Origin of the sequence: uncultured Exiguobacterium sp. (assembly GCF_964277885.1) — a bacterium.
Classification (GTDB): Bacteria; Bacillota; Bacilli; order Exiguobacteriales; family Exiguobacteriaceae; genus Exiguobacterium_A.
In genome coordinates this window covers 2091784-2108286 of sequence record NZ_CAXYJR010000005.1, presented here as the reverse complement: position 1 = coordinate 2108286, position 16503 = coordinate 2091784, and the positions used below count along the sequence as shown (strand labels likewise).

The following is a 16503-nucleotide window of genomic DNA, read 5'->3' as shown; positions in this document are numbered from 1 at the left end:
TTAAGATAAATCAAAAATGGAAAGGTGAGCAGTGGCCTCACCGGAGAAAGCGATCTCACGACTGGATGCTTTCGGGAAGATGCGCCCGGTTGCGACGGCTTCCCCATCATTGAGGAAAAGTTCAAACGAAGAACGATCCACGAACAAACGTAATGTATGCAGGTCTTTCGTAAGGACATTTGACCGCGATGTACCGAATGTTTCGGCAGGGACTTCCGCACCTGAACGGCTTCGGTCGATCGTAAATTGACGTGATACAGCATTGTAGTGGAATACCGTCTCTTCTGTAGCGTCTTGACGAATCGAGAAGCGGAACGAGTCCGACGTTAGCTTCAAGTCGTTCATCATGAGTTCGAAAATCTCGGCTTCCGCAATCGTCACATCTTTCTCGAAAAGAATCGTTTCGTCAAACAGCGTCTCTTTTCGTAGCTGTGTCAGTTCACGGACAGGTCGTTGACGAAGTTGTCCATGTTCCATCGATAATTCACGCGGTAAGGTCAGCGCATGTGCCCAGTTGTAGATATCAGAAGGATAACTGATATCCGGTAATCCCATCCAGCCGACGAGAATCCGTCGACCATCTGCCGCTTTTGTTGTTTGCGGCGCATAGAAATCGAATCCAAAGTCGAGTTCTTGGAAAGATTCATGTGTGAAGTCTAAGTTTGGTAAAGCTAACGGTTCACCTATGAAGTAACCGGACTGGAAAATATTTTGATAGTTCGTACCATCCGGCTCAATCCCTTGAGGACTAAAGAGGAGAACACCTTTTCCATCAAGTTCGAAATAATCCGGGCATTCCCACATGTAACCGAAAGTTGAATTATTCGTCTGTAACTCACCGAGGAATGTCCAATGTTCGGCATCCTGAGATTGATAGAAGACCGTACATCCCGTCAAGTCAGTGCGCTGGGCACCGATGATGCAGTACCAGATGCCAGATGCATCTTGGAAGACTTTCGGGTCACGAAAATGTTCCGTATATCCTTCAGGAACGCTTGTAATAGCAGGTGGTAAATGTTTTTCGATTCGTCCGTCGGAGCGGAGATGGCCGACGATTTGGCTCGTATGACGATTCCAATCCGCATCCCGTTTATTACCAGTGTACATGATGTGTACTTGATCATCTTTAATGAAACCACTACCGGAATAAGCACCGTGCGAATCAGGGTCGTCATTTGGAATCAAGGCGGCTCCTTCATCGAACCAATGTACGAGGTCTTTTGATGTCATGTGATACCAATACTTTAGACCATGGACAGGTCCGAGTGGGAACCATTGATAAAATAAATGATAGAGACCATTGTGGTAGACGAAGCCGTTCGGATCATTCAAAAGCCCAGTTGGAGGTTGGATATGGTAAGAAAATCGCCAAGGAGATGTTCTTACTTCTTCCTTCATCGCTTGGTATACGGTCGGATCGACATCCGAGAGGGGACGATATCGTGCTTCACGTGTCCATTGATTCATGCTGACAGCTCCTTGTTGAAAATTTATACGCTTCTCGTTCACCTTACGGAGGAGAGCTGCGCTTGTCAATCCTCCGTCCCAAAAGGTCAATGAACAGACATACAACCTTTACCATCTTGCTTCGAACGGTAGAGTGCTAAATCCGCACGGTGCATGACTTGCTCGAGCGATTCACCTGCTACCTGTTCGGCGAGCCCGATGCTCATTCCGATATGGACAGTCTGTTCTTCTAAATGATATGGCATCGAGACATGTGCTATCCATTGTTCACCTAAATATTGTGCTTCTATTAAGGATTGGGTCGTCAAGACGATGATGAACTCATCGCCGCCCAAACGAGCCACGAACCCACCAGGCGGAAGCAATTGTTCGAGACGTTGACCGACCTCGATCAGGAGGAGATCACCAAGGGCGTGACCATATGTGTCGTTGACTGCTTTAAAACCATCTAAATCCAGACAGAGGTAGATGGAATGCGTTCCTATAGGCAATTGTTCGATGTATTGAGCAAGACCGTTGCGGTTCGCGAGACCCGTTAAACTGTCGCGTTGCGATAATCGTTCAAATGTCAGTTTTTCTTTTTCGGTATGTAGTAATCGACGAATCAATTGCTGTAAGGCATTCGTCAGTGTCTCGATTTCTCGGATTCCGCGATGGTTCGGAAGTGATTTTGAAGGATCATCTTTCATCTGTTGTGCGGCATGCGTGATTTTCAAGAGTGGTCGAGTCAGCAGTTTCGCTAACATCCACCCGAGTATGGCTGTAATGAGAGAAGCAATCAATCCAGCGATGAAAATCGTTTGGCGTAAAGCTTCAGCATCAGCGAAGGCGATCGATGTTGGTTGACGCACGAGAACCGTCCAACCCAGTCCATCATAGTCTTTGTAGCCACGACTCGTACTTTGACCGGAGACGAATTCTTTTCCTTTCCAAGAAGCGATCGCAGAAGCACTCGAAGTGAGCGTTACACGATCAGGTAATGCCTTACCACTCCATCCGTTTGGTCCAAGCAAAATCGTCTTTCGATCTTGACTAACGATGAAGACATCGACTTGTTGGAGAGAAGAGGTAGCGCTCTGAAAACTTTGTTCAATCGCTTTAGCCCATTCGAAACTGAGATGTGTCGCGAGGACACCGGAAAATCGTCCTTTATCATATAAAGGTGTACTGATATCGACGAATTGGAGCGGCTCGCCGCTTGGATTCGGTAATAATTTTGCGAGTAGGACAGCCTCATGGACATCCCCGATGAATGGTTGCGATAAGGCTTTTTGAAAAACAGGTCGTTCTTTAATCGATGTTCCTTCAAGAATCTGATTCGTTGACGCAATGACTTTACCGTTCGTATCTAAACGACCAATCCAAGAAAAATCAGGAATCTGTCGTTGTAACTCATCTAGTGTCTGACGTGTTTCAATTTTTTGATCTGTTTGTTGAATCGTCGATAAAGAACCGAGTAACTTCACTTCTGCATAACGTGACCACATGTAATGATCAAGCTTGTCGGATAGTTGGTGAGCGGTCGTTGACAGATTCATTCCGACTTCCGATTGGAGTCGGCTTGTCGCGTGTTGACTGATGAAGAAGGTCAACAACAGCGTCATGCTGAAAAATAATAGGGAAATCAATCCCGCTAACAGGATGTCAAAGCGAAGTGAGGGTCTGGACATTGTGCGATACTCCATTCATGCGTTTTCATTTGTTTTTACTTACATCATACACGTAGACGTCTACGTGTTGTTCGCGATTCGAGATACTCGTTCGCGCGTATCGAAATTCGTGTTTTTCCCAAAAACGACGGGCTCTTAAATTGTCGGGTAAGATCGCGAGATGAATATGAGGTTCCTGACTTAGGAACTGATCACAAAAAGCGGATAGTAACCGACTGCTAGTTCCCGTACCGTGTTGAGAAGAATCCAGTAAGAATAGACCGATCCAAGGTGTACCGTCTTTTGGATGCTTCGGTAGATAGTCAATCAGTAAGACGGGTTCTCCGTCTATATAACCAATCAGCGATACGGTATCAGGATTTAAAAACTCTTCTTGTAAGGTCGAATCTGAGAGCGGGAGCATTCGTTCTTCTAAGCGCGCATATTCTGGAACACTCGCGTACAACGATTGGATGATCGGAAAGTGTTTGCGTGTCACTTCTTCAAAAAAAATCATCTGATAAAGACTCCATTCTTTATTTTTAGTATAAAATTTCTACTGTTGCGCCTTTTTAATTGGAATCGGATTACATATTTGTAAGAAATGAAACTTATCCTTTAAAATCACGTACACTAATAGCATAGACAAAATATGAATGAGGAGGAAGAGTAGATGTTAAAAATTGAAAATATCTCAAAGCGTCTCGGAAAAGAGCAAATTTTAAAAGACGTCAGTTTTGAGGTATCCCCAGGTGAAGTGTTCGGCTTCCTCGGACCAAACGGAGCAGGGAAGACGACGACAATTCGTATCATCACAGGACTGCTTGAGCAAGATGCTGGTCGAGTCACGGTTAATGGATTCGATGTCGTAGAAGAGCGATCAAAAGCGTTGACGCAAATCGGGGCAATCGTTGAGAATCCGGCCTTTTATCCTTATCTGACAGGAAAGCAAAACTTGATTCATGCGAAAAATCTCATTCCAGGACTCGGTCAAGTGGATTATGACGCATTAGCCCGTCTTGTTGGTCTCGAAGGAAAACTATCTAAAAAAGTCGGTGAGTATTCGCTAGGGATGAAGCAACGACTCGGTATTGCTCGTGCTTTGCTACATAATCCGCGCGTCTTGATTTTAGATGAACCAACGAACGGTCTTGATCCATCAGGGATTGCAGAGCTTCGTGAATATTTGCGAGAAATGGCGCGTGAGCAAGATATTGCGATTTTAGTTTCGAGTCATATGTTAAGTGAGATGGAACAAATCAGTGATCGCTACGCAATCATCGATCAAGGCATCATCAAGTCGGTCGAGTCCGTTCGTAATGAAACCGGAGCGAAAATCGCTCTTCGTGTCAACAAGGAAGCGATGACAGATGTACTTGAAGCGCTTCGCGTCGCAAACTATCCGTCAGAAGTACTCGAGAATAAAATCATTATCACCGCACCGGAAAGTGAATGTCCAGCTATCGCTCGACTCGTCGTGCCGATTGCCGATTTACATGAACTGACCGTTAAACGTTTGACGCTTGAGGAACAATTCCTGCAAGTAACGAAAAAAGAGGGGGATTCACATGCTTTCGCTCATACAAAATGAATGGATGAAATGGTGGACGACTAAAAAAGCGAAGATTGTCTTAGCACTATATGTCGTTATTGCAGTTGGTATTATCATCGTTGCAAAGACGAATGATTTTGAGTTCACACGTTATGATTATTATTCATCAACGTTCCTTTTACTGACATCTCTATTAGGGATCATCACGATTGTCTTCACGGCAGAAGCCATCGGGAATGAAGTACGTTATGACACGATGAAACACTTATTAATGAGTCCGTATTCACGAATGACGATTTATTTCTCGAAACTTATCTTTTCGATCTTGATCATGTTGTTCCAATTCGTGTTCATCGCTGCGATCGTCTACGCAGGCTCATTTGCCTTTTCAGAGGCAGGAGATCCAATTCTGTTCCGCGATACGATCGTCCAAGTTGTCAGTCCGATTTTTACAATATTCATGACGTTATTCTTCTCGTTGTTGTTCCGTTCTGTTGGAATGATTATCGGCTTCACCGTACTAGCACAGTTCTTTACAAGCATTGCGGGTAACTTACTGGTTGGTTTCAAACCAGCAATCGCTAAGTGGATCGTATTCATGCATTTAGACTGGTCAATGTATTTCAAGGATTCTATGACCTATGGTACGAGTGAAGCGATGGGAACAACTTTGACGTTCTCCGCCTTGTTCGTATTGGCTCATATCATCGTCTTGTTAGGTGCATCGATTCTTGTCTTCCAAAGAAAATCATATACGTAAATGAAAGAGCTGCTATTGATAGATGAATTTGTCTGTCAATAGCAGCTCTTTTACAGTATTCAAGAACTTGTCCGTTTAGGTGGACGTGCCGTAATCGGGAACAATCGCTGAAACCATTCGATCAGTGGACCGTTCAATAAGAGGAAAATAAAAGTTCCGACTCCGATGCCGATCAGTTCGCGTTCGATCAGTGAAAAGAGGCAAGCAATCAAAAAAGGAATGCCGAGGCTGATCGTTGCTCCGAGCGATGTACTTTTGAAGCGGCTGATCAGTGACTTCATCAAGTAATCCGGAGGCATCAATACGAATCCGATTTGGAGATAGAGGGCGAGTCCAAGTGAAATCAATGGCATGCCGATCAACATGTACACGGCACGCATCCAAAGTTCCTGTGGTGTATAAATCAATTGATGGATGGATAAGAAGAAATCAATCGCAGCGCCGAACAGGACGACGAGTGCGAAACTGAGGACGATTGTCCACCAACTAAATCGACTCCCAAGAGAAAGTGCTGCTATTAAAGCGAGCACATGTAAGACGATGATCGCTAGTCCGACAGTTAAAGGAGAGATCGCCGCGACGGCTTCACTCGCTGATGTCCAAGGTGCACTGCCGATCGAGGCGGTCACCATGAAGCTGTTTCCTAAAGCGTTAATTAAAATAGAGAATAAATAGATGACAATCCGTTTTTGCTGACTCATTGACGTGCACAGACGGTAGGACTGCGCGTTCACCTCCTGAAAAGAAATCGTTTCGTTAAGCTATACCCTAATCGTAGCGCTCTTTTCACTTATTTTCATGAAAAGAGCATTGCCTATTCCTTATGTTTCACGACATACTTAGGACACATTACGAATCAGGGGGAGAACATATGACATATTTTGGACAGAAGATCCTGCCTTCCGTTAGAAAATTAGAAGACTTTGAAAAGATGCTGAAGAGTCCATATGAGTATGGGGTCTTACTCGAAATGCACGTCTCGCGTTTAAAAGCAGTCTATGAGATGGCACATCGATACGACAAAAAAATGTTTTTGCATATGGATCTTGTTCAAGGGTTAAAAAATGATGAATATGCCACAGAATACGTCTGCCAAGAATTGAAGCCGTATGGTGTCATTTCGACGAAAGCGAGCGTCATCTTGAAAGCACGTCAAAAAAAGGTCAAGACGATGCAACGCATGTTCTTACTCGATTCCAGTTCACTCGAAAAAAGTTATCAACTCATGGAACGGACGCAACCTGATTACATCGAAGTGTTACCAGGGTTAATGCCAAAGTACATTCAAGAAGTGAAAGAAAAGACAGGGCGTCTCGTATTCGCCGGTGGACTCATCGATACGGTCGAGGAAGTTGAACAAGCGATTGAAGCAGGTGCCTCTAGTATCACGACATCGAATAAGGACTTGTGGCGTCATTTTGAACCACGCCCTTAACTGGATTGTGAGGAAAATCATTCGGATTATTTGACAGCGTTTTCACTGATTGTTATAGTGATATCAAGTTGATACAAAGTGACGGAGAAAAGGGAGATTCACGTGTGAGTCCTGCTTGAAGAAATTTCAAGCATGAACTGACGTGGATCTCCTTTTTTATGTTGCTTTTTTCACATAATAAAAAGGAGGAACACATATGTCACCCTTATTAGCGGAATTTTTAGGTACAGCCTTGCTTGTCGCGCTTGGGAATGGTGTTGGTGCAGGCGTTAGTCTGACGAAATCGTTTGCGAAGGACGCAGGCTGGATCGTCATCACGTTTGCGTGGGGTTTTGCCGTGGCGATCGCAGCGTATGCCGTCGGTCAATTCAGTGGCGCACACCTTAACCCAGCAGTAACGCTTGGTTTAGCCTTTGACGGTTCATTTGCATGGGCGGACGTACCAGGCTATATCGTTGCTCAAATTGCCGGCGGGATACTTGGTGCGAGTCTTGTCTTCGTCCATTACTTACCACATTGGGCGGAGACGAAAGATCCAGCAACGAAACTCGGTGTCTTCGCGACGTCTCCAGCGATTCCACACACCTTTGCCAATCTAATGAGTGAAATGATTGCGACGTTCTTACTCGTCATCGGGTTGTTGTCGATCGGGGCGAATAAGTTCTCAGACGGCCTAAATCCATTGATCGTCGGTTTCTTGATCGTCAGTCTCGGTATGTCATTCGGAGGTACGACAGGATATGCGATGAACCCGGCGCGGGACCTTGGTCCACGTATCGCTCACTTCATCTTACCGATTCATGGAAAAGGATCTTCGAACTGGGGATACTCATGGATTCCGGTTCTCGGACCAGTTCTCGGTGGAAGTCTTGGCGGATTGTTTTATCGTTCGGTCTTCACAGGAAAAGATACACCGGCTTTTTGGATTGTAGGACTTGTGACAATCGTCATATTAGGCTTATGCTATAGATTCGGTGTTCGTCCGAACAAAACAACGTCAGTGGAGTCAAAGTCAGCTTAACTTATTTAGATACAAAAGGATGGGGAAGAGATGGAGAACTACATTTTGTCATTGGATCAGGGAACGACGAGTACACGTGCGATCCTGTTTAATCGTGCCGGCGAGATCGTCCATTCAGCACAACAGGAATTTACGCAGTATTTTCCGAAGCCAGGTTGGGTCGAACACAACGCAAACGAGATTTGGGGAAGTGTCCTTGCGGTCGTGGCGACTTGTCTGACGGAGGCGAACGTAAAGCCATCGCAGATTGCTGGTATTGGGATCACGAACCAACGTGAAACAGCTGTCGTCTGGGAAAAAGAAACAGGGAAACCGATTCACAATGCAGTCGTGTGGCAATCGAGACAAACGGCTGAAATCTGTGAAGCGCTTCGAGCAGCCGGTCATGCTGAGCTCTTCCGTGAGAAGACAGGTCTATTGATTGACGCTTATTTCTCTGGTACGAAAGTCAAATGGATTTTAGATCATGTCGAAGGAGCACGGGAACGTGCTGAACGTGGTGAACTATTGTTCGGTACGATCGATACGTGGCTCATCTGGAAATTATCCGGCGGAAAAGCACATGTGACCGACTATTCGAATGCAAGTCGTACGTTGATGTATAACATTCATGAATTAAAATGGGATGACGAGTTACTCGATATCTTAGATGTACCAAAAGCGATGCTTCCGGAAGTACGACCATCTTCTGAAGTGTATGCAGAGACAGCAGGGTATCACTTCTTCGGAGAAGCGGTTCCGATTGCTGGAGCAGCGGGCGATCAGCAAGCCGCATTGTTTGGTCAAGCGTGTTTTGATACTGGAATGGCGAAGAACACATACGGTACAGGCTGCTTCATGTTGATGAACACAGGGGAAGAGGCTGTTAAATCTGATCACGGATTGCTGACGACGATCGCGTGGGGCGTCGATGGAAAAGTAGAATATGCTTTAGAAGGAAGTATCTTCGTCGCAGGTTCTGCGATTCAGTGGCTACGTGACGGGTTACGTCTCATTGATGATGCCAAAGAATCAGAAGGCTACGCAACACGCGTCACGTCTTCAGACGGTGTCTACGTCGTACCGGCATTCGTTGGTCTCGGTACACCTTACTGGGATTCAGACGTTCGTGGCGCAGTTTTCGGTTTGACACGTGGTACGGAAAAAGAACACTTCATCCGCGCGACACTTGAATCACTCGCTTATCAGACACGCGATGTTTTATCGGCGATGGAGCAAGATTCAGGCATCGAGATGAAGACGCTTCGTGTCGATGGTGGAGCGGTTAAAAACGACTTCTTGATGCAGTTCCAAGGTGACATCATCCAAGCGCCAGTTGAGCGTCCGGAAATCAATGAAACGACTGCGTTAGGTGCAGCTTACCTCGCAGGTCTCGCTGTCGGATTCTTTGAGAACCGTGAACAGATCGCGACGCAATGGAAAAAAGAACGCCGTTTTGAGCCAAGTATGGCGAAAGAAGAAACGGACGCACTCTACGATGGATGGAAAAAAGCTGTTCAAGCTACGATGTTGTTCAAATGATGTGATGTATGTTATAGTAAGGTCAAGTTAATAAATCGGTCGGAGAATATGGAGAGACCACAGCAGCAGTTGACATAGTCAGCGTGTTTGTTGTGGTCTCTTTTTTTTCGAACCTAAAACAGGAGGAACTATTCATGGCTAACCAACCATTCTCAAGTAAAAACCGTGCAGATGTCTACAATCGATTGACACGTGAAGAACTCGATCTACTCGTCGTAGGTGGCGGAATCACAGGTGCGGGGATCGCCCTCGATGCAGCGTCACGCGGTATGAAGATTGGCCTCGTCGAAATGCAGGATTTCGCGTCCGGTACGTCTAGTCGTTCAACGAAATTAGTCCATGGTGGTCTACGTTATTTAAAACAATTCGAAGTTCAGATGGTCGCGGAAGTCGGTAAAGAACGTGCGATCGTTTACGAAAACGGACCACACGTCACGACACCAGAGTGGATGTTGCTTCCAATGCATAAAGGCGGTACGTTCGGACCGTTCAGTACGTCAATCGGTCTTCGTGTTTATGACTTCTTAGCAGGTGTTAAACGTTCGGAATGGCGCACGATGTTATCTGCGAAAGAAACATTAGCAAAAGAACCACTCGTCAAACAACAAGGTCTCAAAGGTGGCGGTTACTACGTTGAGTACCGTACAGATGACGCCCGTCTAACAATCGAAGTAATGAAAGAAGCGGTTGAACACGGTGCACGCGTCGTCAACTATACAAAAGCGGAAGAAATCATCTACGATGCTGGAAAAGTCGTCGGCATGCGTGTGACGGACCTTTTGACAGGTGACGTACATGAAATCCGTGCGAAAAAAGTCGTCAACGCGACAGGTCCATGGGTTGATGAATTACGTGAAAAAGATGGCTCTAAAGTCGGGAAACAACTTCGTTTGACAAAAGGGGTCCATGTCGTCATCGATCAATCGAAATTCCCACTTAAACAAGCGGTCTACTTCGATACACCAGACGGTCGGATGATCTTCGCGATTCCACGTGATGGAAAAGCATACGTTGGTACGACAGATACGTTCTTCGATAAAGATACTGCACATCCGAAGTTCACAGTCGAAGACCAAGACTATGTCTTAGACGCGATTCACTATATGTTCCCGGATGTTAAAGTGACAGCGGAAGACGTGGAATCAAGCTGGGCTGGTGTACGTCCATTGATTTATGAAGAAGGAAAAGATCCTTCTGAAATTTCTCGTAAAGATGAAGTATGGCAGTCTGAGTCAGGTCTCATCACGATTGCGGGTGGGAAATTGACTGGATACCGCAAAATGGGCGAGCACGTCGTTGATCTTGTCGCAAAACTCTTGAAAAAAGAAGAAAACGTCGCGTATGCACGTTGCTCGACGAAAAATATGCCAATGTCTGGTGGACACGTCGGCGGAGCAAAAGGATTTGCTGAATTCCTAAAAGCTCAAACAGCAACGAACGGTCTAACGACAGAAGAAGTTCAATTCCTAGCAAAACGTTACGGTTCGAACTTACCGAAAGTACTGGAATATGCAGCAGCATATGATGCAGCAACGACAGCTCTTCCACGTTCTGTCTATGCACAACTCCACTACAGCATCGAACATGAAATGGTCGCTCGTCCGATCGACTTCTTCATCCGTCGTACAGGCGCTGTCTTCTTCGACATCGCTTGGGCTCGTGCTCATAAAGATGCCGTCATTGAAGAGATGAAATCTGTCTTGAACTGGACAGCAGAACAAACAGTTGCTTACACGAAAGAACTCGATATCGAAATCGAAGATGCAGCACATGCAATCGTGACAGAATAAGCTCTCTAACTCATCAAGGAATCAAGATCAATCTGATCTTGATTCCTTTTTTTACATATTCGTATTGGCGCGGGCGGAAAGATTGCAACTCTGTCTAGAGGCGACTATGCTTAATGTATGAAATTGCACAAAAGGAGAGAACACAGATGAAAGTAGAAGTATGGTCGGATTATGCATGTCCGTTTTGTTATATTGGGAAGCGTCGCTTAGAACAAGCGATTGCGAACGAAAAGTTAGATGTCGAGGTCGAATTCAAGAGCTTTGAACTCGATCCAGATGCACCAGCAGTACCGACACAAGGATTATACGAAATTCTCGCGTCAAAATATGGAACGACTCTCGAGCAGGCACGGAATATGTCGCAAGGTGTCGTTGAGACGGCACGTCAGGAAGGCTTGCACTACGAGATGGATCGTGTCATCCCAGCCAATACATTCGAGGCTCATCGCCTGACTCAATTTGCTAAAAAACATGGTAAGATGAATGCAGTATCAGAAGCCTTGTTCACAGCGTATTTCATGAATGGAGAAGATCTGAATGACCCAGCCATTCTGACACGGATCGCAGTAGATGCTGGACTTGCTGAAGCAGACGTCACAGCGTTTCTTGCGTCAGAAGAACTGGCGACAGATGTTCGGGAAGAAGAAGCGATGGCACAACAACTCGGTGTTCGTGGTGTACCGTTCTTCGTCTTCGACCGGAAATATGCGATTTCAGGCGCACAACCAGTAGAAGCATTCGAACAAGTCTTTGCGAAGATTCGCCAAGAACAAACACTTGAAGTCATCGCTGAAGGTGACGCGTGTGGTGTTGACGGCTGTAACTGATCAATTATGATTCCATCACAAAGGAGCACGAAACCCTTATGAAATTCATCTTCCATCCTGAGATTCGCGATGCGCGAATCAATCTCGCTGTCGAAGAATTCATCTTGAACAACCTGAACGTCAATGAAGAAGACTATTTCTTGTTTTATATCAACGGTCCGTCGATTATCGTCGGAAAAAACCAGAACACGAATGAAGAAGTCAATTTGAAGTATGTCGAGGAAAACGGGATCCACGTCGTTCGTCGTCTTTCAGGTGGTGGTGCTGTGTATCATGACGAAGGAAACTTGAACTTCAGTTTCCTGACAAAAGATGACGGTGATTCGTTCAACAACTATAAAAAGTTCACGGAGCCGGTCGTACAAGCACTGCATAAACTTGGTGTCGAAGCAGAGTTATCTGGACGAAACGATATTCATGTCGGAAGCCGGAAAATTAGTGGGAATGCCCAGTTCACGACAAAAGGCCGGATGTTCAGTCATGGTACGTTGATGCTCGATTCGAACATCGAAGAAGTTGTCAATGCGCTTGTCGTCAGTGAAGAGAAGATGCGCTCTAAAGGCATTAAATCAGTCCGGAGTCGTGTTGCGAACATCTCAGAATTCTTGACAGAACCGTTGACGATGGAACAATTCGTTGATCATTTGCTTGCTTCGATCTATGAAGGGAAAGAGATTGAACGGTATATCTTAACCGAGGAAGACTGGGATAAAGTACGTGCCATCTCGGCAGAACGTTATGGCAACTGGGAGTGGAATTTTGGAAAATCGCCGAAATTTGACGTCATCCATAAAAAACGTTTTCCAATCGGTACGATTGATTTCCGATTGAACGTCAAAAAAGGCATTATCGAAGAAGCGAAGATTTACGGTGACTTCTTTGGCGTCGAGGACGCGGAAGAAATCGCACGGGCGCTCGAAGGTTCGCGCTATGATCGCGCGTCACTTCGCGAAGTGCTCGGTCGTTACGAATTGAAAAAATATTTCGGCGCCGTCGAACTTGACGAGGTGCTGGACGTTTTAGCGTAAGTTTTTATGGGAAAACTCCTTCTATCAACTGCATAGGGGGAGTTTTTTTCATGGGCTATAATAAAGATAACTTTTTAGAAGGTTCGTTGACGGACTTTATAGATTTTGAACGGATTTCAGAACAGTTACCTAAGACAGAGGACGAACAACCGCTACCTTATTATGAGCGTGATGATTATAAGGCAGCAGGTAAGCTTGAAGGAAAGGTTGCGATCGTCACAGGCGGCAACTCCGGCATCGGGCGTGCTGTCTCAATTGCTTATGTCCGAGAAGGAGCGAAAGTCGTCATCGCCTTCTACGGTGATCAAGAAGGAGCGGACGAAACGAAGGCACGTCTTGAGGAACTAGGTGGCGAAGTCCTACTTTCTAAAGGGGATATCGGAGATGCAGATTACTGTGAAGCACTCGTCCAAAAAACGATCGATCGTTTCGGTCGTTTAGATATCATCGTCAATAATGCGAGCATGCAAAAACCAGAAGATAGTCTGAAGGACATCACAGATGAATCGATGGAAAAGACATTTAAGACGAATATTTTTGGGATGATGCGTCTTGCGCGTGCCGCGCTGCCGCACCTTTCACTCGGTTCTGCCATCATCAATACGACATCGTCGACAGCATACGAAGGAAATGCGTTATTGATTGATTATTCTGCGACGAAGGGCGCAATCGTCAGCTTCACACGGAGTCTTTCGATGAACTTAGCGAAAGAAGGAATTCGTGTCAATGCTGTCGCGCCAGGTCCGATTTGGACGCCGCTGATCACGGAAACGTTCCCGCATGAATCAGTCAAGACATTCGGGAAGAATACACCGATGGATCGTCCGGGACAGCCGGCTGAGATGGCATCAGCATATGTTTTCCTCGCGTGTAACGATTCAAGTTATATGACAGGACAAGTTCTTCACTTAAACGGTGGCGTCATCGTCAACGGTTAAAATAAACTCGGTGAAAACGTTTCCAAAAAGTGTTACACTATCCATACGGTCGCTTTTGACTACGTATGGATTTTTTTACGTAAAAAATGAATAGTCATTCATTCGAAAGGGGAATTTTGCTCATGCTTGGATTGATTCAATCCGTCGAAGAAACTGCTCAAACACATCCGGATTCAACGGCGTATGTGTTTGAGGACACGCAAGTCAGCTATCGTGAGTTTGTCGAGAAGTTTCACCGGGCAGCCGGTGCGCTTGAAGCGAACGGGATCCGAAAAGGCGATCATGTCGCGCTAATTTTAGGGAATAGCCCAGCGTTCCTAGTGGCATATTACGCCATCATGAAACAAGGGGCAATCGCGATTCCAATCAACCCTACATATACACCGGACGAAATCGGGTATATCCTGATGAACGGTGATGTGAAGGGGATTTTAGGAATTGCACCACTCGTTGAAGCTGCAAAAGATCGTCTCGTGCATTTACCGAACCTCAAAATCGTCGTCTCTGTTCCCTACGCGGATCAGGAAGGACTAAATGAAACACATCAACAAGTGACGTTCATCACGCTCGATCGCTGGCTTGAAATCGAACATCCATTGACAGAAGTGACGAATGAACTGGACGACATCGCTGTCATTCTCTATACGAGTGGAACGACAGGAAAACCAAAAGGTGCGATGTTGTCTCATCGTAATCTGACATCAAATGCACGCTCGATCGGCGATTATCTACATGTATCCAGTAAAGACCGGACACTTGCCGTATTACCAATGTTCCATGTCTTTTGTTTGACGGTCGTCGTCAATGCTTCACTCGCACATGGAGCGTCGATCATCATCGCTTCTCGTTTTTCACCTCAAGAGACATTTGAGCTAGCCAAAAAAGAACAGGTGACGATCTTCGCAGGAGTGCCGACGATGTATAATTTCTTACTCCAAACCGTAAAGGCACATCCGGAATATGCGACTCACTTTGAGTCGACGCGTCTGTTCGTCTCGGGAGGCGCGAGTCTTCCGGTACCACTCCTTGAAGCGTTTGACCGGACATTCCAATGTCATATCCTTGAAGGATACGGTCTGTCAGAGGCTTCACCCGTCACTTGTTTCAATCCGGTCAATGGTGTCCAAAAACCAGGCTCGATCGGTACATCGATCGTCGATGTCGAAAACAAAGTCGTCGATGAACTCGGACAGGAATTACCAGATGGTCAAGTCGGAGAATTGATCGTTCGAGGACCAAACGTCATGACGGGATATTATAAGATGCCGGAAGAGTCGCAAGCGACGTTACGCGATGGCTGGTTATATACAGGTGATTTAGCTCGTCGAGATGAGGATGGCTATTTCTATATCGTCGATCGTAAAAAAGATATGATCATCGTCGGTGGTTATAATGTCTACCCCCGAGAAGTCGAAGAAGTCCTCTACCAACATCCGAACGTCATCGAAGCGGCCGTCATCGGCATACCGGACGAGGAGATGGGTGAAGCCGTCAAAGCATTCGTCGTTGCCCGTGAGACGATGACGGAAGAGGAAGCACGGACATTCTGTGCCACGTCACTCGCGAAATATAAATGTCCGACACAGATTGAATTCATCGATCAATTACCTCGTAATACGACCGGAAAGATTTTACGGACCGTGTTGAAGAAACAGCCGACGAATTCATGACTGTCTCAAGAACTTCAGGTTTCTGAAGTTCTTTTTCTGTGCATAGACAAGAAGGAGGGGATACGAATGAATATCGCATTGATTGCACATGATGAGAAAAAGGATGAGATGATGGGCTTTACACGGGCTTACGCCGCATTCTTTAAGAAAAATACATTATACGCGACAGGAACGACCGGACAACGGATCATGGAAGCAACCGATCTGCACGTCCATCGCTGTAAGTCAGGTCCACTCGGTGGGGATCAGGAAATCGGAGCGCTCGTGGCGCAAGGGAAAATCGATATCGTGATTTTTTTACGGGATCCACTGACGGCGCAACCGCATGAACCGGACGTCTCGGCACTCATTCGATTATGCGACGTATACGATTTGCCACTCGCGACGAACGTCGGAACTGCTGAAATTTTAATCAATGGACTGGAACAGGGACAATTCGATTGGAAGGAAATCATTCGAAAACGCCATGAACTGGAACAACAAAAGTTTTTAGACGATTAATTTCATGAGAACGCTTCTCATTTTCGATTGAGCATGCTATAGTCAGTTTGAGGATGATACTGATTATCAATTGCGATGGAAAAGGTGGCGAAAAAAATGGAGATTCTATTAATGACGGGTGTAACGGTATTACTAGGAGGCGGCGTTGGATTTTTGACGCACGTCGTAAAAATGGAACGGCGTCAACAGGTGGCACCTGCGACTTCAAAGAGCGAGCAAGTAGCGTATCCAGCGCTCCGTCTCGTCAAATAATAGAAAATTTATGACTTCGCCTTTCTTTTCTTTTGAAAAGAAAGGTTTTTTTGAATTATTATCCACTCTCCCATAATTTTGCGGAATTCCTT

The 16503-nt window shown here is 45.7% G+C and carries 16 protein-coding genes; 12 read left to right on the top strand and 4 right to left on the bottom strand.

Going from position 1 to position 16503, the window contains the following annotated elements; all coding sequences use genetic code 11:
- The 3 genes from ACHWTJ_RS12805 to ACHWTJ_RS12795 all read right to left on the bottom strand — a co-directional run bounded on the left by ACHWTJ_RS12805 (position 1) and on the right by ACHWTJ_RS12795 (position 3633).
- Positions 1–1467 (bottom strand): glycoside hydrolase family 32 protein, encoded by a 1467-nt coding sequence (locus ACHWTJ_RS12805; RefSeq protein ID WP_394679804.1) that lies wholly within the window; start codon positions 1465–1467, stop codon positions 1–3.
- Between the two features lie 86 nt (positions 1468–1553).
- The gene (locus ACHWTJ_RS12800; protein WP_394679803.1) at positions 1554–3137 is read right to left on the bottom strand and encodes a diguanylate cyclase domain-containing protein; all 1584 of its coding nucleotides are present in this window, start codon (positions 3135–3137) and stop codon (positions 1554–1556) included.
- A 25-nt stretch (positions 3138–3162) separates the two neighbouring features.
- Complete coding sequence (locus ACHWTJ_RS12795; RefSeq protein WP_294743233.1) at positions 3163–3633, bottom strand: GNAT family N-acetyltransferase; 471 nt, start codon at positions 3631–3633, stop codon at positions 3163–3165.
- Positions 3634–3789: 156 nt separating this feature from the next.
- Here ACHWTJ_RS12795 and ACHWTJ_RS12790 point away from each other — a divergent pair, with 156 nt between their 5' ends.
- Positions 3790–4707, top strand: coding sequence for an ABC transporter ATP-binding protein (locus tag ACHWTJ_RS12790; protein ID WP_294743230.1), 918 nt, complete (start codon positions 3790–3792; stop codon positions 4705–4707).
- A complete protein-coding gene (locus ACHWTJ_RS12785; RefSeq protein WP_294751806.1) occupies positions 4685–5428 on the top strand; it encodes an ABC transporter permease in 744 nt (247 codons plus the stop codon). Before ACHWTJ_RS12790 ends, ACHWTJ_RS12785 begins: the two co-directional genes overlap by 23 nt.
- 59 nt (positions 5429–5487) lie before the next feature.
- Here ACHWTJ_RS12785 and ACHWTJ_RS12780 read toward each other — a convergent pair whose 3' ends face one another.
- The gene (locus ACHWTJ_RS12780; RefSeq protein WP_394679802.1) at positions 5488–6060 is read right to left on the bottom strand and encodes a YitT family protein; all 573 of its coding nucleotides are present in this window, start codon (positions 6058–6060) and stop codon (positions 5488–5490) included.
- Positions 6061–6299: 239 nt separating this feature from the next.
- Between ACHWTJ_RS12780 and ACHWTJ_RS12775 the strand changes: the two genes are divergently transcribed.
- From ACHWTJ_RS12775 to ACHWTJ_RS12730, 10 genes are all read left to right on the top strand, one after another.
- Complete coding sequence (locus ACHWTJ_RS12775) at positions 6300–6863, top strand: glycerol-3-phosphate responsive antiterminator (RefSeq protein WP_087679765.1); 564 nt, start codon at positions 6300–6302, stop codon at positions 6861–6863.
- A gap of 196 nt (positions 6864–7059) precedes the next feature.
- Positions 7060–7884 (top strand): MIP/aquaporin family protein, encoded by an 825-nt coding sequence (locus tag ACHWTJ_RS12770; RefSeq protein WP_087679766.1) that lies wholly within the window; start codon positions 7060–7062, stop codon positions 7882–7884.
- 30 nt (positions 7885–7914) lie between these two features.
- Positions 7915–9405, top strand: a complete 1491-nt coding sequence (gene glpK, locus ACHWTJ_RS12765; RefSeq protein ID WP_394679801.1) for a glycerol kinase GlpK — start codon at positions 7915–7917, stop codon at positions 9403–9405.
- 134 nt (positions 9406–9539) lie between these two features.
- A complete protein-coding gene (locus tag ACHWTJ_RS12760) occupies positions 9540–11195 on the top strand; it encodes a glycerol-3-phosphate dehydrogenase/oxidase (protein ID WP_294743215.1) in 1656 nt (551 codons plus the stop codon).
- Positions 11196–11341: 146 nt separating this feature from the next.
- Positions 11342–12022 carry a DsbA family oxidoreductase gene (locus tag ACHWTJ_RS12755; RefSeq protein ID WP_294743212.1) on the top strand — a complete coding sequence of 227 codons (681 nt, stop codon included), beginning with the start codon at positions 11342–11344 and terminating at the stop codon, positions 12020–12022.
- 38 nt (positions 12023–12060) lie between these two features.
- On the top strand, positions 12061–13050 hold the full coding sequence (locus ACHWTJ_RS12750) for a lipoate--protein ligase (RefSeq protein WP_050677162.1): 990 nt from the start codon (positions 12061–12063) through the stop codon (positions 13048–13050).
- A gap of 50 nt (positions 13051–13100) precedes the next feature.
- Positions 13101–13988 carry an SDR family oxidoreductase gene (locus tag ACHWTJ_RS12745; protein ID WP_294743207.1) on the top strand — a complete coding sequence of 296 codons (888 nt, stop codon included), beginning with the start codon at positions 13101–13103 and terminating at the stop codon, positions 13986–13988.
- A gap of 122 nt (positions 13989–14110) precedes the next feature.
- Positions 14111–15658, top strand: a complete 1548-nt coding sequence (locus ACHWTJ_RS12740) for a fatty acid--CoA ligase family protein (protein ID WP_294743203.1) — start codon at positions 14111–14113, stop codon at positions 15656–15658.
- 66 nt (positions 15659–15724) lie between these two features.
- Positions 15725–16159 carry a methylglyoxal synthase gene (mgsA, locus tag ACHWTJ_RS12735; protein ID WP_023467379.1) on the top strand — a complete coding sequence of 145 codons (435 nt, stop codon included), beginning with the start codon at positions 15725–15727 and terminating at the stop codon, positions 16157–16159.
- A 96-nt stretch (positions 16160–16255) separates the two neighbouring features.
- Entirely contained in the window at positions 16256–16411 is a 156-nt protein-coding gene (locus ACHWTJ_RS12730) for a hypothetical protein (RefSeq protein ID WP_294743198.1), read from the top strand.
- Positions 16412–16503: the final 92 nt, after the last annotated feature.